Below are 18,967 nucleotides of genomic sequence, written 5' to 3' on the forward strand. Positions count from 1 at the left end.
GTATGATCATGCTTCCATCAATGAAAGGATGAGCATGTCCGAATTCGTCTTCCCCGCTCCCGCCACGCCCTCGGTGGCCGTCAGCGGTTCGAGCAGCCGGTTCCCGGTGCGCCGCGTGTTCTGCGTCGGCCGCAACTACGCGTCGCATGCGCGCGAAATGGGCAGCGACCCGAACCGCGAGCCGCCGTTCTTCTTCACCAAGCCGGCCGACGCCGTGGTGCCCGCCAGCGGCGCGGTGCCGTACCCGCCGTCGACCGACGACCTGCACCATGAAATCGAACTGGTGGTGGCCCTCGGCGCCGGCGGCGCCAACGTCGACCCGGCCAATGCGCTCGACCTGGTGTGGGGCTATGGCGTCGGCCTGGACCTGACCCGGCGCGACCTGCAGGCGGTGGCCAAGGACAGCGGCCGTCCGTGGGACATGGCCAAGGGCTTCGACGCCTCGGCACCCTGCAGCGCCCTGCATCCGGTGAGCGAAGTGGGCCACCCGGCCGCGGGCCGCATCTGGCTCGAGGTCAACGGCGCCCTGCGCCAGGAAGGCAACCTGGATGAACTGATCTGGCCGATTGCTGACGTGATCGCCTACCTGTCGCGCTTCGTGACGCTGGCGCCGGGCGACCTGATTTATTCGGGCACCCCCTCGGGCGTGGCGGCCTTGACACCGGGCGACCGCGTGCGCGGCGGCGTCGATGGCGTCGACACCTTCGAACTGGAAATCGGCACACGCTGAGCGCTCAACGCGCAGCGATCAAGCCTTCCATCTGCGCCAGCAGGGCCTGGCGCGCCGCGTCGAGCTGCGCGCCATTGGTCTTGCCCGACAGCGCGGATCGCTCCTTGCGGCCCAGGAAGTAGGCGACCCGCTCGGCGTTGGCGCCGGAAGGGTGGGGCAGGCCGTGCAGGATGCGCCCGGCCTTCACGATGCCCTGGCGCGCCAGCCAGTCCAGGCCTTCGCTCACGCTGGCCCCCATCGGGATATACAGCGCATCGGGCAGCATGGCCGCCTCGTGCGCGAACCAGCGCAGCGTCTCTTCCCTCAGGAACGCCTGGCGCGGCATGGCCGGCGTGCCGCTGTAGTTCTTGCCGTCGACGAAGACCGGATGGCGCAGGATGGCGCCGATATGGACCAGCTGCGCATCGGCCCCGAACAGGCTGGCGCAGCTGGCGATGCCAAGCCAGCGCTGGACCCCGATCGCGTCGAGCAGGGCCACGAAATTGGGCCGGATCGCGCCGCTGAAGGCGCCGGCCTGGCGCGCCGCGCGCAGCACGGTATCGCGGTCGGCGCCGAGGGCCATCTGGCGCTGCGCCTCGCGCATCGCATTCTTCCATTGCACGAAGCCGGGCGAGATGCCGACCACCACCACGCGCGCGCCGAGGTTCACCGACTCGAACGGTATGTAGTGACTGCTGTAGCGGCCTTCACGTGCCAGCAGGAATTGTTCTGGAATGTCGGCGGAGGTGGCGACGCGGTCCAGTTCCAGGCGGCGGATGGCGTCGGCGTAGCGGTCGAAAAGAATATCCATCGAAGGGTTGCGAGAATGAGACGAGCTGGGCATTGTGCCAGTCTTTAGGGAGGGGGCGGGTTGCGCACCATGCGCTACCCTGTGGTGGTCGCGTTGAAGGAGTCCCATCATGGCACCGTACCGCTTCCTTGCTTGCACCGTCGCTGCTTGCGCCTTGTCCCTGCCTGCGCAGGCTGCCGAACCCTCCATGCCCGCCCAGTTCAAGACCGGCAGCGTCCAGACCGCGGACGGGGCCACCATCCACGTGCGCACCGGCGGCAAGGGCCCGGCGGTGGTGCTGATCCACGGCTTCGGCGACACCGGCGATATGTGGGGGCCGCTCGCCGCCCGGCTGGCCCGGAACCATACCGTGATCGTGCCCGACCTGCGCGGCCTGGGCTTGTCGTCGAAGGCGCCGGGCGGCTACGACAAGAAATCGCAGGCCGCCGATATCCGCGCCGTGGTCGAGAAGTACGGCCAGGACCGGACCGACGTGGTCGGCCACGACATCGGCACCATGGTGGCCTATGCCTACGCGGTGCGCTATCCGGACAAGGTGAGCCGGCTGGTGGTGATGGACGCGCCGATTCCCGGCGTGGCGCCGTGGGACCAGATGGTGCTCGATCCGCGCCTGTGGCATTTCAATTTCGGCGGCAAGGAAGCCGAGCAGCTGGTGCAGGGGCGTGAACGGATTTTCCTGGACCGCCTGTGGAACCAGTTCGCCGCCGATCCCGCCAAGGTGGACGAGGCGACCCGCGCCCATTACACCCGGCTGTATGCGCAACCCGGCGCGATGCGGGCCTCGTTTGCGCAGTTCAACACGATCGCCACCCAGGACGTGGCCGACAACCGCGCCGCATCAAACGTGAAGCTCACCATGCCGGTGCTGGCGATCGGCGGCGAGAAATCGTTCGGCCCGATGATGGCCGCCGTCATGCGCAATGCCGCCGTCGACGTGCGCGAAGCCGTCGTGCCGGATGCCGGCCACTGGATGATGGAAGAAAACCCGGATGCCACCGTCAAGCTGATCGACGAGTTCCTCACGCCCGGTGTTGCCGCCCGCTAATACGGCGCGAGCCCGGTCGTCTAGTGGCAAGTCCTGCTCAATGCATTGAGCTGCGTCAGCGCGCCTGAACTGATACGCTAGCGATAACGACGCACTTTGCGCCAGATCGAGCGGGGTGGTGATGACACGGGTCGCATTAATCGCCGTACACGGCATGGGAGAAACATTGCCCACCTATGCCGACGGCTTGATGGCGGGGCTGCGCAGCCGCCTCGGCGCGCTGGCGGGCCAGGCCGTGATGCGCTCGGTCTATTACCAGGGTATCCTGCACGACAATCAACGCCAGGTCTGGGAGCGTACGGCCGCCACCGGCAAGGTGCGCTACGCGTCCCTGCGCAAATTCGTGCTGTACGGCCTGGGCGACGCCGCCGGGCTGGAAAACCGCAAGGAGATTCCCGGTTCGGTCTACGAGCTGGCCCAGGGCGAAATCGCCGCTGCCTTGCTGTCGGCGCACGCGGTGCGGCCCGATATGCCGGTGGTGTTCGTGGCCCAGTCGCTGGGCGGGCAGGTGTTGTCGAGCTATCTGTACGATGCCCAGAAGGCCGCCGCGGGGCGTGCGGTCGGCGCCGGCATCTGGCGCAATATCGACGCCTGGGCCGGCAAGGCGCTGGGGCGCTCCCTGACCGCCAGCGAACGCGTCTTCCTGGGCGGCGGAACCTGCGCCGGCCTGGTCACCACCGGCTGCAATATCCCGATCTTCGTCGCCGCGCACAAGGAGATGCACATCATCCCGATCGCGCCGCCGACCTCGCTGTTCAAGTGGATCAACTTCTACGATCCGGACGACGTGCTGGGCTGGCCGCTGCAGCCGTTGTCGAACGGCTACCGGACCCTGGTCGAGGACCGGGCGATCAATGCCGGCGGCGGGGTGGCGGGCGTGCTGGCGCGCAGCTGGAATCCGCTGTCGCACAACGAATATTGGGAAGACGGCGCGGTGCTGGACGCGATTGCCGCCATGCTGCGCCGGCTGGCAGCCTGACCGCCGACCACGTCGTTCCCGCGGAGGCGGGAACCCAAGTCCTGTGCGCTGCCAAGAACAGGACCGCGAGTGGCTGCGCGGGCAAACTTGGGTTCCCGCCTTCGCGGGAACGACGTGGTGGTGCGGTGACGGTTTGCGGTGGCGGTGGTAATGGTGGTGCTACTGCTACATCGCCAGCGCCGGCGTCTTGCGCGCCGCCAGCCGCGGCTGCGACATGCCTTCGGCGCCGCCCAGCCTGAACTCGGCCGCCACCGCGGCCAGGCGCGCCGCCTGTTCCTGCATGCTGGCCGCGGCCGCGGCGGCTTCCTCGACCAGCGCGGCATTCTGCTGCGTCACCTGGTCCATCTGCGTGATGGCCTCGTTCACCTGGTGGATGCCGGTGCGCTGCTCCTGGGTGGCCGAGGTGATCTCGGCCATCATGTCGGTCACGCGCGCCACGCTGCTCACCACGTCGTCCATGGTGGTGCCGGCCTGCTGCACCAGGGCGGTGCCGGCATTCACCTGGGTCATCGAGTCGCCGATCAGGCCCTTGATTTCCTTGGCCGCGCTGGCCGAACGCTGGGCCAGGTTGCGCACTTCGCTGGCCACGACCGCGAAGCCGCGGCCCTGCTCGCCCGCGCGCGCCGCTTCCACCGCCGCATTCAGGGCCAGGATATTGGTCTGGAAGGCGATGCCGTCGATCACGCCGATGATGTCGACGATCTTGCGCGCCGAGGCGTCGATCGACCCCATCGTGTCGACCACCTGGCCGACGATGGCGCCGCCGCGCGCCGCCACGTCGGACGCGGCCTGGGCCAGGCCATTGGCTTGCACCGCGTTGTCGGCGTTCTGGCGCACGGTGGCCGTCAGTTCTTCCATCGAGGCCGCCGTTTCTTCCAGCGCGCTGGCCTGCTGCTCGGTGCGGCTCGACAGGTCGAGGTTGCCGGCCGCGATCTCGCTCGAGGCGGTCGAGATGGCGCCGGTGCCTTGCTGGACCTGCGCCACCACCCGCGCCAGCGCGCCGTTCATGGTCGCCAGTGCCCGCATCAGGTCGCCCACTTCGTCTTTCGGATAGGTGCCGAAGCTGTTGCCGAGGTCGCCCGAGGCGACCGTCTGCGCCACCTCGAGGGCGGCGTCCAGCGGGCGGGTGATGCTGCGCGTGATCAGCACGGCGGCCAGCGCTCCGAGCGCCGTCGCCAGCACGGTCAGCAGGACCACCAGGCGGGTGCTGCGCGCGTTCGCCGCTTCGATCTCGACCGCGATATCGTCGATGGACTTGCGCTGGATGTGCAGCAGGTTCAGGATCCGGGCGCCATAGGCGGCCGCGGCCGGCGAGAAGACCTGTTCATAGGCGCGTTCCGCGGCCTCGGCGTCGCCGGCGGTGCGCGCATTCATGACGGCTTCCTTGGCGTCCTGGTACTTCTTGCGCAGCCCCATGATCTCTTGCAGCGTTTTCTTTTCCTCTTCCGTGTCGAGCAGGGCTTCCACCTTCTTCACCGCGGCCGAGGCATCGGTGACGCTGTCCTTGATCGGCTTGGCGAACACCGTCGACAGGGTGCCGTCGGTGCTGCGCGCGATCAGCGAGGTGCGGGCGATGGCGGAATACGCCAGCACGTACCAGTCGGCGACCAGGCGTTCCTTGGCTAGAGGCTTTTGCATCATCTGCCGGGTGGATTCGGCGCTCGAGCGCGTCGTGTAGAGGGCAGTGGCGGTGCCCGCCAGCGACAGGATGAGGATCGTGGCGAAGCCCATGGTCAGGCGCGAACCGATGCGTAGATTTTTGAACACGATGTCAACATTCGAGAGAAACGGAAAATTCCGCTCAGCAAGTATTTACGCTTCAAGCTTAAAATGAAATGCCAAAAAGGATAGGTGTTGTAAAGACGCAATAGTCCAGTCTGACGCTAATGGCGTTAAGTTAAGAGTAGCTACCACGTCGTTACCTCCACTGGAGGTAACGACTTCTCGCGAAGGCGGGAACCCAAGTTCTGCTAACGTCGTCGAAACGCTCGCAGAATTAGGTTCCCGCCTTCGCGGGAACGACGGTTGTTACGCTAACTTAACGGCATTACAGCTGACGCGGTTCAGCCCGGGCCTGTCAGCTTGAACAGCGGCCGGATATCGCCCGCCACGGCGCCGCGCGCATTGCGGATCGCCGGCTGGCGGTAACGCTCCAGGGCCTTGCGGCGCGCCGTGTCCAGCAGGCCCAGCTGGTCGAGCACGGCATACACGGCCGGATGCAGCGCGCGGCTATTGCCGTCTGCAATCTTGATCGCGATGCCGATCCCGGCCGAGCGCACGCCGATCGCCTGCACCGCGTCGGCGCCGATCTTGGCCACCCAGTCGCCGTCGCCGGCCGTCATCCAGTGCAGGTCGGTGCGCTCCTCGCCCGACACCATGTCAGGGCGCGCCGTCATGGCCTCGCCCAGGATGCCCAGCGCGCCGCCCAGCTGCGGATCGGCGCTGCCATGCGCCAGGCGCGCATACAGGTGCGCGAGCGACGCCAGCGGCATCGCATAGTTCGGCGCCGAGCAGCCGTCGAGCCCGGTCGGCATGGCATCTGGCGGCAGGCCGGCCGTGGCGGCCAGGGTGGTGCGGATCGCCTGCTGCAGCGGGTGGCCGCGTTCGACGTAGCCCGCATGCGGCACGTCGTGCAGGCGGCACCAGGCCAGGAAGCCGCCGTGCTTGCCCGAACAGTTGTGGTGCAGCGGCGTCCAGCTGGCATCCTGCGGCGGCTTCTCGCCGGTGAATTCGTAATGCAGCGGCGTCGCGCAGCCGCATTCGAGATCGCCCGGCGCGAGCCCGATCTTGTCGAGGATGGCGCGCACGCCGTCGAGGTGGATCGTCTCGCCCGAATGGCTGGCGCACAGCAGCGCGACTTCGGCCTGCGTGAGCCCGAAGCGCGCGGGGCCGTCGGCCAGGATGAAGGGCAGGGCCTGGAAGGGCTTCAGGGCCGAGCGCGTGAAGGTCGGATAGTTGGGATCGCCGGCCGACCACAACAGCGTACCGCGGGTGTCGACCACCGCCACCGACCCCCAGTGGACATTCTCGATCGTGTAGTCGGAATCAAGGTAGCCGCGCGTGGTCGCGACCAGCGGAATCGCATGCATGGGATGGCCTCATTCGTTATCGATGGCGCTACTGTACGGCATCTGCACGCGATGCAGACACACTGTTGAAACAAGGCCTGCTTTGAAATCCGGGCTCGCGAAAAGTGGCATGCAGACGGCGTGCAGACAGGTCCGAAACACACGCATATGCACCTCCCGTTCACTTCGCGTTTTCAGCATTTCGTCGCGCGTTTCCGCGCTTCGTCCCATCGCCGCTTGAATGCATCCGGCGTCTCGCTAGACTGGGTTCATCGCCAGACAAAACAGCAACCCTGGCGAATATGCAACACGTGGACCGCGCGGCCTCTTCACAAGCGACAGAGCGCTTGCCGCCCAGGTTCTTCCCTCGCACCCGACCTGAAAGGAAAGACATCATGCGCATCAAACACATCGCCCTGCTCGCCGCCACCGCCGCCACCGCCGTCTTCTCGCTGTCCGCCGTGGCCGCCCCGCAAGGCGCCGCCAAGCCCGTCGTCGAAGTCCGCAGCTCCCATCAACAGGTGCCGATGCCGGCCTTCGCCTACGACCGCGTGCAGGGCGAATACGCGCTCGAGGACGGCCGTGTCCTGCAGGTCAGCGGCAAGCTCGATGGCCGCAAGCGCACCCTGTATGCCGACCTGGGCGACGGCCAGGTCGAACTGATCCACGTCGGCAAGAAGCGCTTCGTCGCGGTCGGCAAGGACCTGAGCCTGCGCTTCCAGGGCGACAGGATTCCGGACACCGTCTTCGTGCGCGATGGCGGGAATCGCGCAGTGGCCGCGACTGCGCAGCGCTGATCCGCATGATCCGATGCGCCGGCCCGGGAGCCGGCGATCGCCCGCCCACATGGCTGTGCTAGACTCCTTGCGCTTTTGCAATCCTGGAGACTGGCACCACATGTACAAGAACGCCTTGCTTGCCAGCCTGCTGCTGGCATCGACCGCCGCATTCGCCGCGCCGCAGGCCGACGCACCTTCCACCAGCCCACTTGCCGCAACGGCGACGGCGCCCAGTGCGGCCGCCATCGGCGCCGCCAAGTATGCGGTCGAGACCTATCGCAACGACGTGGTCGACACCCTGGCCCGGCTGGTGAGCTTCAATACCGTGGTCGATGCGCGCTACCCGTCCGACCGCAACCCGATCCACATCGCCTTCAAGGCTGCCCTCAAGGAAGAAGCCGAGCGCCTCGGCCTGGACTATGCCGACCATGGCTGGACCGTGATCGTCGGCCTGGGCAAGGGCAGCGAGCGGGTCGGCATCGTGACCCACGGCGACGTGCAGCCGGTCGACCCGAGCAAATGGAAGAAGTCGCCGTTCGTGCTGGACCGCACCAGCGAGCCGGGCAAGCTGATCGCGCGCGGCGCCGAGGACGACAAGGGACCGATCGCCACCGCGCTGTATGCGATGAAGAGCATCCGCGACCGCCAGATTTCGCTCGCCAAGCGCATCGAGCTGTACGTGTACATGGGCGAGGAATCGGACTGGGGCCCCCTGACCGAATTCCTCAAGACCCACGTGCCGCCGCAGATGAGCATCACGCTCGACGCCGAGTATCCGGTGGTGACGGCGGAGAAGGGCGGCGGCACGGTCGCCGTGACGATCCCGAAGGCCGGCGCCGTCGTGCCCGCGCCTGGCGCCGCCTACGTCGCCGAATTCAGGGGCGGTTCGTTCAACACCCAGATCCCCGAGGATGCTGAGGCGCTGGTAGTCAACGCCTCGCCCGGGATCGAACGGCAGGTGCGGGCGCGCGCCGCGGAGCAGGACGGCATGCGCTATACCTTCGAGCGCCAGGGCGCGAACCTGAAGGTGGTGGCGAAGGGACTGTCGGCCCACTCGTCCAAGCCGCAGGAGGGAGTCAACGCGGTCAGCATGCTGGCCGACGCGCTGGCGGTGCACGACTGGCCGAACACGGTCGCCGGCGGCGTGGTGAACTACCTGAACGACCTGGTCGGCACCGGCTATCGCGGCGAGAAGTTCGGCAAGATCGCCTACCGCGACGAGTTCATGGGGCCGATGACCTTCAAGCCGACCGTGATCCGCCAGCTGGACGACGGCATCGAGGTGGCAATCAATGTGCGTCGCCCGCGCGGCAAGACCACCGAGCAGCTGACGTCCGAGATCCAGGCGGCCCTGGACGACTGGCAGGCGCGCCGGGTGCCGCTGGCGAACGTCAAGGTGGGTGTGCGCGACCCGTGGATCCTCGAGACTGCGCCGCAGGTGCCGACGCTGCTGTCGACCTTCTCCTATTTCACCGGCATGAAGGATGCGAAACCGGTGGCGATCGGCGGCGGCACCAATTCGCGCCTGTTCCCGAACGCGGTCAGCTTCGGTCCGTCGATGCCGGGCCAGAAGTACACCGGCCATTCGGAACACGAGTTCATCACCACCAAACAGCTGCTGCTCAACCTGCAGATGTACACGGCGGTACTGGTCGACTTGGCCAAATAAACTCGCGCACTGCCGCAGTCGGTTGGCGGCATCTCCGCCAACCGACCCGATATCTCCCTCTTCCATGAAGTTGAAACACCGCTCTTGCCTACGTCAGGCGCCTAGGTGTTTTGCTTGCCAAAACGTGTAAATATTTCTAATCATGGTGTAGGTGCGAGCCTACAATAGTCATGATAGTCAGCGCCTGCCCAGGCGCTCCCCCTTGTGAATCCACGTCTTAGGCCGAGGGCTGTCTCGCCCCTGTGACAGCGCAGTATTGATACCCGGAAAATGAGCAAGTTCTAGGTAGAAAGTGTGGCGAAAACAGCATGCTAGGATCGGCTTTTAGCGCAGCGAGCGCGCCGATGCGTCGTCATCCGGCGTGCGCGTTCGCGCCCGACGTGACCGAACCTGAACTGTTGCCATGCATAGCAAAGACCTGAAGAAACCGGACGGACGCAACCTCACCCTGTACAGCAACGGGCTGATTCCCGATGGCATCGTCGCGCCGAGCCCGTTCCCGGATCCGCAGCATGCGAATCCGCACCTGCGCTGGCATTCGCTGCGCGGCGAATGGGTGACCTACGCCGCCTTCCGCCAGAACCGCACCTACCAGCCGCCGCCGCAATACAACCCGCTGGCGCCGACCGTCGACCAGGAACATCCGACCGAGATGCCGGCCGGCGACTACGAGATCGCCGTGTTCGACAACCGCTTCCCGTCGCTGGCGCTGGAGTCGCACGATCCGCCTACCGTGACGGTGCCGACCGCGCCGGCCAACGGCCATTGCGAGGTAGTAGTGTTCACGCAAGACCCGAACGCGGCGCTGGCCCACCTGCCGCTGTCGCGCATCGAACTGCTGCTGCAGGTCTGGGGCGACCGCACCACACGGATCGGCAGCCACCAGCACATCCACTACGTGCTGCCGTTCGAGAACCGCGGCGCCGAGGTCGGCGTGACCCTGCACCATCCTCACGGCCAGATCTATTCCTACCCGTTCGTGCCGTCGGTGCCGGCGCGCATGCTGGCGCAAGAGCGCGAATACTATCTGCAGCACGGCTCGAGCCTGCTGTGCGACATGGCGCGCGACGAGGCCGCCGACGGCCGGCGCGTGCTGTACCAGGACGAGTACGCGATCGCCTTCGTGCCGGCCTGCGCGCGCTATCCCTACGAGGTATGGGTGATGCCGAGCGGGCCATGCAAGGACTTCGCCGCGCTCACGCCGCCCCAGCGCGAAAGCCTGGCGCGCGCGCTCAAGACCGTGCTGCTCAAGTACGAGACCCTGTGGAACCGGCCTTTCCCCTACCTGATGGCCTGGTACCAGGCCCCGACCGACGGCGCCGAGCACCCCGAAACCCAGTTGCACGCCCAGTTCTATCCGCCTTACCGCACGCGCGACCGCCTGAAATACCTGGCCGGCACCGAGCTGGCGGCCGGCATGTTCGCGATGGACGTGCTGCCCGAGACCACGGCCTATGAATTGCAGCAGGTCGAGGTCAGCCTGGAGGAGGGCGCATGACGGGACTGGACATGCGGGCCACGGAGGTGGCCGACAAGCTGGCGCTGCTGCGCGCCACCCTGGTCCAGGAGGGCGCCGGCGCGCTGCGCCTGCGCGGCACCGACTGGTTCGCCTGGGTCACGGCGGGCGGCTCGAGCGCCGTGCTGCACACGACCGACGTCGGCATCGCCGAGGTGCTCGTCACGGCGGACGATGCCTGCGTGCTGACCGACGAGATCGAGGGCGAGCGCCTGCGCGCCGAGGAAGTCCCGGGCGGCTTCACCTTCCATATCGAGCCGTGGGCCGAGCCGGAACTGCGCGAGCGTTTCGTCGCGGGCGCGGCCCAGGGCCGGGCGGTGCTGTCGGACCGTCCCGTGGGCGACGAACGGCCGCTACCGCTGGCGCTGCGCCAGAGAAAACTGGTGCTGGGCGACGCCGAGCAGGCGCGCTACCGCCTGCTGGGCCGCGAGGCGGCCGAGGCGATGACCGAGGTGCTGCACCGCGCGCGTCCCGACTGGACCGAGCAGCAACTGGCCGGCGCCGGCGCCGAAGCCCTGTGGCGGCGCGGCATCCATCCGGCCCTGGTGCTGGCGGCCGGCGCGCGGCGCCTGCCCCTGTACCGCCACGCGACGCCATCGCACGAGCCGCTGGGCGAGCGCGCGATGCTGGTGTTCTGCGCGCGCCGCCATGGGCTGTATGCGAACCTGACGCGCTTCGTCAGCTTCGGCGGCGCGGGTTCGGCGCCCGAGGCCCAGCGCGCGCTGATGGACGTCGAGGCCACGGGCCTGGCGGCCGTCGAGCCGGGCAAGTCGCTGTCGAGCGTCTACCACGCGCTGGCCCAGGCCTACCACCACGCCGATGTCGAGGGCGCGATCCGCGAGCACCACCAGGGCGGCATTACCGGCTACCTGGCGCGCGAGATCGTGGCCACCGCCAGCACCGCGACCCAGCTCGAGGAAGGCATGGCCTTCGCCTTCAACCCGAGTTATGGCGGCATGAAGATCGAAGACACCTTTTTGCTCGGCCCGCAGGGGCTCGAGAACCTGACGTGCGACCCCGGCTGGCCGGCGCTCGACGTCCATGGCCGCAAGCGGCCGCTCTGGCTGGAGGCGCAGGCATGACCGTGAACACCGACACCTTCTTTGGCGGCGCGCCCGAAGTGAACGCCTCGGCCCCGGGCCGGGTCAACCTGCTGGGCGAGCACACCGACTACAACGACGGCTTCATGCTGCCGGTGGCCACGCCCCAGCGCACCATGGTGGCGCTCAGCCGCAGCGGCGACGACCATTTCCATTTCTATTCGCCGAACCTCGACGCGACCGTCACCTTCGCGAAGGATGGCAGCGCGCCGCAGGGCTTCGGCAGCTATATCGAGGGCTGCATCCGGCTGGTGCAGGCGGAGGGCATCGAGGTGCCGCCGCTGCGCGTGTATGTCGAGACCGACCTGCCGGTGGGCTCGGGCCTGTCGTCGTCGGCCGCGCTCGAGGTGGCGACCCTGCGCGCCATGCGCGCGCTGCTGGGTTTCGATCTCGACGACGTCAAGCTGGCGCAGATCGCCCAGCGCGCCGAGATCGAATACGCGCGGGTGAATTGCGGAATCATGGACCAGATGGCGTCCAGCCTGGCCGACGAGCGCAATATGCTGTTCATCGACGCCCGCACGCTGGAACATCGCCTGGTGCCGCTGCCGCCGGATACTGAACTGATCGTGGTCGACTCGGGCGTGGCGCGCAAGCTCGCCGCCAGCAAGTACAACGAGCGGCGCGCCGAATGCGAGGAGGGCGCGCGCAAGCTCGGCGTGCAGGCGCTGCGCGACGTGGCCGATCCTGCTTCCGTGGAGAGCCTGCCATCGCCGCTGCGCGAACGTGCGCGCCACGTGGTGCAGGAGAACCTGCGGGTGCTCGAAGCCGCCGAGGGCGTCAGCGCCGGGCGCTTCGGCGAATTGATGAACGCCTCGCACTTCAGCCTGCGCGACGACTACGAGGTCTCGATCCCCGAGCTGGACGCCCTGTGCGAGGCCTTGCGCGCGGCCCCCGGCGTGCTGGGGGCGCGCCTGACCGGCGCCGGCTTCGGCGGCGCCTGCGTCGCGCTGTGCCGCAAGGGCCAGGCGCAGCAAGCGGCCGCCAGCGCGCTGGCGGCGTATAACAAAGATGGACGCCAAGGCCGGATCCTGGTGCCGGTACCGACTGACAGAAAGGATGACGATGAACCAGTTTGAATATCCCCGTCCACAGCTGGTGCGCGACCAGTGGCTGAACCTGAACGGCAAGTGGCGCTTCTGCTTCGACGACGAGGGCCGTTATTTCATGCCGTCCGACGTCAAGGAATGGACGCACGAGATCACCGTGCCGTTCGCCCCCGAGACCGAAATGAGCGGCATCCAGGACACGGGCTTCCACCGCGTGGTCTGGTACCAGCGCGAGTTCGACATGCAGCCCAACGACGGGCGCACGATCCTGCACTTCGGCGCGGTCGACTATAGCGCGAAGGTCTGGGTCAACGGCCAGCTGGTGGCCGAGCACGAGGGCGGCCATACGCCGTTCGCGGCCGACATCACCTGCGCCATGAGCGCCGACGGCAAGCAGACCGTGACGGTGTGGGTCGAGGACGATCCGGCCGACCTGGCCAAGCCGCGCGGCAAGCAGGACTGGCTGCTCGATGCGCACTCGATCTGGTATCCGCGCACCACCGGCATCTGGCAGACCGTGTGGGTCGAACAGGTGGCGCCAACGTATATCCAGAAGCTGCGCTGGACCCCGGTGTTCGAGACCTACGAGATCGGCTGCGAAGTGTTCGCCGCCGGCGATATCCAGCAGGAACTGTTTGTCGAGGTCAAGATCTGGCATGGCGACCAGTTGCTGGCGGACGATTACTACAAGCTGCTGGCGGGCGAAGCGAACCGCAAGATCGCGCTATCCGACCCCGGCATCGACGACTCGCGCAACGAGATCCTGTGGAGCCCCGAGCGGCCGACCCTGCTCGATGCCGAAGTGACCCTGCGCTGCGGCGACGTGGTGCTCGATCGTATCCGCTCGTACACGGCGCTGCGCTCGGTATCGATCAACCGCGACCGCTTCATGCTCAATGGCCGTCCCTACCAGCTGCGCCTGGTGCTCGACCAGGGCTATTGGCCGGAATCGTTCATGACGGCGCCATCCGACCAGCACCTGAAGCGCGACGTCGAACTGGTCAAATTGATGGGCTTCAATGGCGTGCGCAAGCACCAGAAGATCGAGGATCCGCGCTTCCTGTACTGGGCCGACCGGCTGGGCCTGCTGGTATGGGAAGAAATGCCTTCGGCCTACCGCTTCAGCCCGCGCGCGATCACGCGCATGGTCAAGGAATGGACCGAGGCGATCGAACGCGACTACAGCCACCCCTGCATCATCGTGTGGGTGGCCTTCAATGAGTCGTGGGGCGTGCCCAACCTGACCCTGACCCAGGCCCACCGCAATGCGGTGGAAGCGCTGTACCACCTGACCCGCACGCTCGACTCGACGCGGCCGGTGATCGGCAACGATGGCTGGGAGGCGTCGGCCACCGACATCCTGGGCATCCACGACTACGACAGCGACCCGGAAAAAATCCTGGCGCGCTACGCCGTCACCGACCCGGTGCGCACCCTGTTCGACCAGCGGCGTCCCGGCGGGCGCATCCTGACGCTCGATGGCTTCCCGCATCGCGGCCAGCCGATCGTGCTCACGGAATTCGGCGGCATCGCCTACGATCCGAAGCAGACGCCGAACCCGGACGAGACTACCTGGGGCTATAGCCGCGCCCATACGGCCGAGAGCTACCTCAAGCAGTACCGGCGCCTGCTGCAGGTCGTCAATGAAACCTTCATGTTCAGCGGCTTTTGCTATACGCAATTCACCGACACCTTCCAGGAGGCCAATGGTTTGCTGAACGCCGACCGGACGCCGAAGCTGCCGCTGGAAGTCATCAGCAATGCGACGCGCAACATCCCGATGTTTCACCGCGAGGTGGAGGAAGGCAAGGACCCGGGCACGCCCTGAGCCCGGCTTGCTGTCCACCCGGCGGCGCAGCTGGCAGCGAAATCCCGGCGGCGCAGCGCGATCCCGTTAGCGCTGGATGGCGCCGCCCGTCACGTTGATGCGGTCGCCACTGCGGAAGTCGGGGGTGCTGTTGTGGGTGACGACTTGCGTGCTGCCGTCGTCCATGCGCACCGTGACGCGGTAGGACTGGCCGGAGCTGCCCGTGGCGCCGGCTGCCCCGCTCGCGCCCATCGAGGCATCGCCCTCGGTGATGCCGATCGCGGCCGGCAGGATCTCGATCGCCAGCACGGTGCTGTTGGGCGCCGCGGCTGCGCCGGCGGTCGAGGCGGTGCCGCCACGGTCGTCCTGCATGCTGGAGGTGCCGGAACCGCTGCTGCCGGAGGCGCCGGAGCTGCCCGCGCTGCCGCTGTTGTCCTGGATGCTCTCGGGGACCGAACCGGTCGCGCCCGAGGTGCCGGAGCTGCCGCTGGCGCCGTAGTCGCTCGTGCCCGTGCTGCCGCTCGTGCCGCTCGTGCCGCTGGATCCGCTCGACTTGTCGCCGCGCATGGCGGCGCACCCGGATATGGCGAGCGCGACCGCCAGCAGGCCCGCCATGGCCACGCTCTGGTGTGATTGCTTCATGATCAACTCCTCGTATTGGATGTTTAGTGGGGATGTGACGATGCCGCGCGCCACGAGGATAAGAGCGGGGAAGCGCGTCAGCGTTCCAGCTGACTTCCTTTGAAGGCGGGTTGGATCAAGCGAGAGGGTTCTTTGCGGAACCCGGACGGGAGATGATGGTCAACGTGGATGCGCCGACCTTGCCGACTGCGGCGCAGGCGCAAGCGTGTCCAGCACCGCCAGCAGGCTGGAGGCGAGGGTGGCGGCCGTGACGTCGACCAGCCAGTCGCGCACGTCGCCCGAGCGGTAGGGGAAGAAACCCTGCACCCATTCGTCCACGGCGCCCATCAGCGCGACCGCCAGCATCGCCTTCAGCGCGCGCTGCAGCGGCGTGCCGGTCGCGCCCAGGAACCACAAGGTGGCCAGGAAGGCATAGGTCATGCCGTGCAGCACGACACCGGACGCATAGGCGCCGACCTCGGCGCGCGCACCGGGGATCGAACCGGCGACCAGGATCGCCACCAGCCCGAGTAGGGCGAGGGCATGCAGGGCGCGGCGGACGTTGGTCGAGGGCTGCAGCAGGGACGACAGGGCGGGCATCGGGACGGGCGTGGACGGCGACGGCGTAAAACGCCCACCATACCATGCCATGCGGCCAATTGCCCGCACGCTCATTTTTGCTCAGATCGTCAGCGCCGGTTCACCGTCGGCGTAGTGGGCATCGAAGCAGCTCTGGCAATCGGCGCAGAACAGGTGGGCCATGCGCACGCTTCCCTGTCGCAGGACCAGTTTCAGGTGGGTTTGCTGGCACTTGGGGCAGACTTCGCGCACGCTGCCGAAGGTGAGCAGGTTGAGCGGCGTGCTGTCGTCATCCAGGCTGTCGACGACGGCATGGGGATTGAGTTCGCTGAGTACGAGGTCGCCATCGGCATGATGACGGCGGCAGGTGTCGGGTGCAGTGCTGGCTGCGGGTACACGTAGGTTCATAGGACGGGCTCCTTGGACGTTTCGTTGTACGTGTTCTTCCGAAGGGAGGATCGAATCGGAAGCGCGAACTTTATGATAGCCAAATCGACGCCGGCTACAAGCGCTGTGACAATATTTTTATTCGCAAGTTGCGCCAGGACAGAAAAAAATGCCCGCGAGTAGCGGGCACAACCCAAGATCGGGCCAAGAGATGCGAAATCGGTTGGTGTGTAGCACCCGGGGCGCCGCACGCCTGCTGCCATCAGGCATATCGGTTGCGTGTATGGCAGGTGATTTTTAGTATAGGCAGTCTTTGTGACGGGACAATGACCCAACGCAAAGGTTTGACGAGTCCGTCCGCCATACGTAGTAATACGTATCACGTATGTCAGGCAAAAAAAAAGCCCGCTCTTTCGCGGGCTTAAAACTATTTTCTTGGAGGAGAATAGTGGAGACAGGTGTAATTATCGGGGGCGCCTGAAAAAGTGTCCAATTGCGAGTTCGGATACCAGACATGCGTTTAGGTAATATCTCCCCCGAAACAACACCTTGACCTCACTCGCGCACCGGCACCGTGTAGTTCAGCGCCATGCGCCCGCCGTCGGCGTACAGGGTCTGGCCGGTCATGTACGAGGCGTCGTCGCTGGCCAGGAAGGCGGCGATGGCCGCCACTTCCTCGGGCTCGCCGCAGCGGCCCAGCGGCGTGCGCGACAGGATCGTGTGGCGCGCTTCCGGGCTGCCCAGCACGGCCTGCTTCGCCAGCTCGGTCAGGATCGTGCCGGGGCCGATCGCATTGACGCGGATCCCGTGCTGGGCCAGGGCGATCGACGCTACCCGGGTCAGCTGGTTGACGCCGCCCTTCGACACCACATAGGGCACCTGGTTCGGGATCGTCAGCTCGGCATTGACGCTCGACATATTGATGATGCAGCCGCCTGCGCCGCGCCTGACCATGTCGCGCGCCACCGCCTGGCTGCACAGGAACATCGATTTCAGGTTGATGCGCAGCACGCGGTCGAAGTCGTCTTCTTCGAGGTCGAGGAAATCGGCCGCGTGGGTCACGCCCGCATTGTTGACCAGGATGTCGACGCGCCCGAAGGCGTCCAGCGTGGCGGCCATCATCGCCTCGACCTCGCGCTTGACGCCGACGTCGGCGCGGAAGAAGCAGGCGGCTTCGCCCAGGCTGGCGGCGGCCTGCTCGCCCTCGGGCTTGAGGTCGACCAGCATCACGCGCGCGCCTTCGCGCACCAGGCGCTGGGCGCAGGCCAGGCCGATGCCCTGGCTGGCGCCGGTGACGATGGCAATCTTCTGGGTGAGTTTCATGGCGGGACTTTCGTTGATGTACAAGGACCGCCATTCTACCCACCGAGAATCTTTTGGGTTCCGCTGTAAGTTTTTCCTTCGGGCAGGTACTACACCGTTCATCACCATCCCAACGAGAATAACGATGATCCGGAAGAACCTTGCCCTGGCCTGGACCCTGTTCCTGGCGACCCTGATGTATGCGAGCCTGGCCGCCGCGACCACTACCCTGGAACCCTGCCACCTGCCTTACGTTGCCGAACGGGTCGAATGCGGCGCGCTGGAGGTGCCGGAAGACCGCGCCAACCCGGCCGGCCGCCGCATCACCCTGCATTACGCCCGCATCAAGGCCACGGCGAAGCCAGCCGCGCCCGACCCCCTGCTGGTGCTGGCCGGCGGCCCGGGCCAGGCCGCCATGGACTACGGCCCGCTCCTGGGAAGCGCCTTCCGCGAGGCGCGCAAGCGGCGCGACATCCTGCTGGTCGACCAGCGCGGCACCGGCAAATCGAGCCCGCTGCGCTGCCCGATGCCCGAGGCGGCGATCGCCCAGGGCGATACGGCGGCCGCCCAGGCCAGCCTGCGCGCCTGCCTGGCGGGGCTGGACGCCGACCCGCGCCACTTCCATACCGAAGCCGCCGTGGCCGACTTCGAAGACCTGCGGCGCGCGCTCGGCTACCGCCAGTGGAGCCTGTGGGGAGGTTCCTACGGCACCCGCACCGCGCTGGTGTATGCGCGCCTTCATCCCGCCAGCGTGCGCAGCATGGTGCTCGATTCGGTGGCGCCGCCGAACGCGCGCATCCTGCTGTCGTCGCGCCACGCCCAGGCCGCGCTCGAGCGCCTGCTGGCCGACTGCGCCGCCGATCGTGGCTGCGCCAAGGCCTTCCCGAACCTGGCGCGCGAGCTCGACACGGTGCTGGCGCTGCCGGCCCTCGGCCCGCACCATGGCGAAGCGGTGCCGCAACTGCTGCGCGGCGCCATGTACAGCGGCCAGCATGCCAGCGTGCTGCCGTTCGCCATCCACGCCGCCGCCAACGGCCGGCCGCAGCCCCTGCTTGGCCTGTACGATGCGCTTGCCGGCTGGAGCCTGGAAACCATGACCTTCGGCCAGACCCTGTCGGTGCTGTGCGCCGAAGAAGCGCCATTTCTCGACGCCGCCGCCATGCGGCAGGATGCTGCCGGCAGCCGTTTCGGCGACGCCTACGCCAAGGGCTGGCGCGACTGGTGCGCGGTCTGGCCGGCTGCCCGGCTCGACGCCGCGCTGACCCGCGCCGTGGCGTCCGACGTGCCGGCCCTGCTGCTGGCGGGAGGCCTCGATCCGGTCACGCCGCCGGAAAACGCCCACCTGGCGGCGCGCACCCTGCGCCACAGCCGGGTGCTGGTGGCCGCCGGCGCCGGCCACACCTTCAGCGGCGCCGGCTGCGCGCCGCGCCTGATTGCCGCCTTCCTCGAGCATGCCGATCCGGCTGCCGTGGATGGCGCCTGCCTGGCGGCGATCCGCCGGCCACCGTTCGTGCTGGCCGACGGCCAGCCCACCCTGTGAGGAACC

Annotated in this window: 17 protein-coding genes; 10 read left to right on the forward strand and 7 right to left on the reverse strand. The window is 67.3% G+C overall.

What is annotated here, in order from left to right:
- Positions 1-34: 34 nt before the first annotated feature.
- Entirely contained in the window at positions 35-730 is a 696-nt protein-coding gene (locus tag Q9246_RS17885) for a fumarylacetoacetate hydrolase family protein (RefSeq protein WP_306392021.1), read from the forward strand.
- Between the two features lie 4 nt (positions 731-734).
- Here Q9246_RS17885 and Q9246_RS17890 read toward each other — a convergent pair whose 3' ends face one another.
- Complete coding sequence (locus Q9246_RS17890) at positions 735-1,520, reverse strand: hypothetical protein (protein ID WP_306392022.1); 786 nt, start codon at positions 1,518-1,520, stop codon at positions 735-737.
- A gap of 187 nt (positions 1,521-1,707) precedes the next feature.
- Between Q9246_RS17890 and Q9246_RS17895 the strand changes: the two genes are divergently transcribed.
- Both Q9246_RS17895 and Q9246_RS17900 read left to right on the forward strand, forming a co-directional pair.
- The gene (locus tag Q9246_RS17895; protein ID WP_306392023.1) at positions 1,708-2,565 is read left to right on the forward strand and encodes an alpha/beta fold hydrolase; all 858 of its coding nucleotides are present in this window, start codon (positions 1,708-1,710) and stop codon (positions 2,563-2,565) included.
- A 166-nt stretch (positions 2,566-2,731) separates the two neighbouring features.
- A complete protein-coding gene (locus tag Q9246_RS17900; RefSeq protein WP_306392024.1) occupies positions 2,732-3,544 on the forward strand; it encodes a hypothetical protein in 813 nt (270 codons plus the stop codon).
- A 165-nt stretch (positions 3,545-3,709) separates the two neighbouring features.
- Here Q9246_RS17900 and Q9246_RS17905 read toward each other — a convergent pair whose 3' ends face one another.
- Positions 3,710-5,275, reverse strand: a complete 1,566-nt coding sequence (locus Q9246_RS17905; RefSeq protein WP_422802394.1) for a methyl-accepting chemotaxis protein — start codon at positions 5,273-5,275, stop codon at positions 3,710-3,712.
- A gap of 332 nt (positions 5,276-5,607) precedes the next feature.
- On the reverse strand, positions 5,608-6,633 hold the full coding sequence (locus tag Q9246_RS17910; RefSeq protein WP_306392026.1) for an asparaginase: 1,026 nt from the start codon (positions 6,631-6,633) through the stop codon (positions 5,608-5,610).
- A gap of 374 nt (positions 6,634-7,007) precedes the next feature.
- On the opposite strand from Q9246_RS17910, the gene Q9246_RS17915 reads away from it, so the two are divergent.
- From Q9246_RS17915 to Q9246_RS17940, 6 genes are all read left to right on the forward strand, one after another.
- A complete protein-coding gene (locus Q9246_RS17915) occupies positions 7,008-7,409 on the forward strand; it encodes a hypothetical protein (RefSeq protein WP_306392028.1) in 402 nt (133 codons plus the stop codon).
- A 100-nt stretch (positions 7,410-7,509) separates the two neighbouring features.
- Positions 7,510-9,060: a dipeptidase gene (locus tag Q9246_RS17920; RefSeq protein ID WP_306392030.1), complete on the forward strand. Its 1,551-nt coding sequence runs from the start codon at positions 7,510-7,512 to the stop codon at positions 9,058-9,060.
- 403 nt (positions 9,061-9,463) lie between these two features.
- Complete coding sequence (gene galT, locus Q9246_RS17925; RefSeq protein ID WP_306392031.1) at positions 9,464-10,558, forward strand: galactose-1-phosphate uridylyltransferase; 1,095 nt, start codon at positions 9,464-9,466, stop codon at positions 10,556-10,558.
- Complete coding sequence (locus Q9246_RS17930) at positions 10,555-11,658, forward strand: M24 family metallopeptidase (RefSeq protein ID WP_306392032.1); 1,104 nt, start codon at positions 10,555-10,557, stop codon at positions 11,656-11,658. The genes galT and Q9246_RS17930 overlap by 4 nt, the downstream gene beginning before the upstream one ends.
- A complete protein-coding gene (galK, locus tag Q9246_RS17935; RefSeq protein ID WP_306392034.1) occupies positions 11,655-12,755 on the forward strand; it encodes a galactokinase in 1,101 nt (366 codons plus the stop codon). Before Q9246_RS17930 ends, galK begins: the two co-directional genes overlap by 4 nt.
- Positions 12,742-14,553: a glycoside hydrolase family 2 protein gene (locus Q9246_RS17940; RefSeq protein WP_306392036.1), complete on the forward strand. Its 1,812-nt coding sequence runs from the start codon at positions 12,742-12,744 to the stop codon at positions 14,551-14,553. Before galK ends, Q9246_RS17940 begins: the two co-directional genes overlap by 14 nt.
- Before the next feature lie 66 nt (positions 14,554-14,619).
- Here Q9246_RS17940 and Q9246_RS17945 read toward each other — a convergent pair whose 3' ends face one another.
- From Q9246_RS17945 to Q9246_RS17960, 4 genes are all read right to left on the reverse strand, one after another.
- Positions 14,620-15,174 carry a hypothetical protein gene (locus Q9246_RS17945; RefSeq protein ID WP_306392038.1) on the reverse strand — a complete coding sequence of 185 codons (555 nt, stop codon included), beginning with the start codon at positions 15,172-15,174 and terminating at the stop codon, positions 14,620-14,622.
- Between the two features lie 159 nt (positions 15,175-15,333).
- Complete coding sequence (locus Q9246_RS17950; RefSeq protein ID WP_306392039.1) at positions 15,334-15,828, reverse strand: VanZ family protein; 495 nt, start codon at positions 15,826-15,828, stop codon at positions 15,334-15,336.
- Positions 15,829-15,834: 6 nt separating this feature from the next.
- Positions 15,835-16,140 carry a hypothetical protein gene (locus Q9246_RS17955; protein ID WP_306392040.1) on the reverse strand — a complete coding sequence of 102 codons (306 nt, stop codon included), beginning with the start codon at positions 16,138-16,140 and terminating at the stop codon, positions 15,835-15,837.
- Positions 16,141-16,674: 534 nt separating this feature from the next.
- Positions 16,675-17,442 carry an SDR family NAD(P)-dependent oxidoreductase gene (locus Q9246_RS17960; protein ID WP_306392042.1) on the reverse strand — a complete coding sequence of 256 codons (768 nt, stop codon included), beginning with the start codon at positions 17,440-17,442 and terminating at the stop codon, positions 16,675-16,677.
- A gap of 124 nt (positions 17,443-17,566) precedes the next feature.
- Between Q9246_RS17960 and Q9246_RS17965 the strand changes: the two genes are divergently transcribed.
- Positions 17,567-18,961 (forward strand): alpha/beta fold hydrolase, encoded by a 1,395-nt coding sequence (locus Q9246_RS17965; RefSeq protein WP_306392044.1) that lies wholly within the window; start codon positions 17,567-17,569, stop codon positions 18,959-18,961.
- Positions 18,962-18,967: the final 6 nt, after the last annotated feature.

Source organism: Telluria beijingensis (assembly GCF_030770395.1).
GTDB classification, from domain to species: Bacteria; Pseudomonadota; Gammaproteobacteria; order Burkholderiales; family Burkholderiaceae_D; genus Telluria; species Telluria beijingensis.

Excerpts from the sequence above, each read along its gene's own strand:
- Q9246_RS17885 (WP_306392021.1), top strand. The coding sequence starts at position 35 with ATGTCCGAATTCGTCTTCCCCGCTCCCGCCACGCCCTCGGTGGCCGTC.
- Q9246_RS17890 (WP_306392022.1), bottom strand. The coding sequence starts at position 1,520 with ATGGATATTCTTTTCGACCGCTACGCCGACGCCATCCGCCGCCTGGAA.
- Q9246_RS17895 (WP_306392023.1), top strand. The coding sequence starts at position 1,708 with ATGCCCGCCCAGTTCAAGACCGGCAGCGTCCAGACCGCGGACGGGGCC.
- Q9246_RS17905 (WP_422802394.1), bottom strand. The coding sequence starts at position 5,275 with ATGGGCTTCGCCACGATCCTCATCCTGTCGCTGGCGGGCACCGCCACT.
- Q9246_RS17910 (WP_306392026.1), bottom strand. The coding sequence starts at position 6,633 with ATGCATGCGATTCCGCTGGTCGCGACCACGCGCGGCTACCTTGATTCC.
- Q9246_RS17915 (WP_306392028.1), top strand. The coding sequence starts at position 7,008 with ATGCGCATCAAACACATCGCCCTGCTCGCCGCCACCGCCGCCACCGCC.
- Q9246_RS17920 (WP_306392030.1), top strand. The coding sequence starts at position 7,510 with ATGTACAAGAACGCCTTGCTTGCCAGCCTGCTGCTGGCATCGACCGCC.
- galT (WP_306392031.1), top strand. The coding sequence starts at position 9,464 with ATGCATAGCAAAGACCTGAAGAAACCGGACGGACGCAACCTCACCCTG.
- Q9246_RS17930 (WP_306392032.1), top strand. The coding sequence starts at position 10,555 with ATGACGGGACTGGACATGCGGGCCACGGAGGTGGCCGACAAGCTGGCG.
- galK (WP_306392034.1), top strand. The coding sequence starts at position 11,655 with ATGACCGTGAACACCGACACCTTCTTTGGCGGCGCGCCCGAAGTGAAC.
- Q9246_RS17940 (WP_306392036.1), top strand. The coding sequence starts at position 12,742 with ATGAACCAGTTTGAATATCCCCGTCCACAGCTGGTGCGCGACCAGTGG.
- Q9246_RS17945 (WP_306392038.1), bottom strand. The coding sequence starts at position 15,174 with ATGAAGCAATCACACCAGAGCGTGGCCATGGCGGGCCTGCTGGCGGTC.
- Q9246_RS17950 (WP_306392039.1), bottom strand. The coding sequence starts at position 15,828 with ATGAGCGTGCGGGCAATTGGCCGCATGGCATGGTATGGTGGGCGTTTT.
- Q9246_RS17955 (WP_306392040.1), bottom strand. The coding sequence starts at position 16,140 with ATGAACCTACGTGTACCCGCAGCCAGCACTGCACCCGACACCTGCCGC.
- Q9246_RS17960 (WP_306392042.1), bottom strand. The coding sequence starts at position 17,442 with ATGAAACTCACCCAGAAGATTGCCATCGTCACCGGCGCCAGCCAGGGC.
- Q9246_RS17965 (WP_306392044.1), top strand. The coding sequence starts at position 17,567 with ATGATCCGGAAGAACCTTGCCCTGGCCTGGACCCTGTTCCTGGCGACC.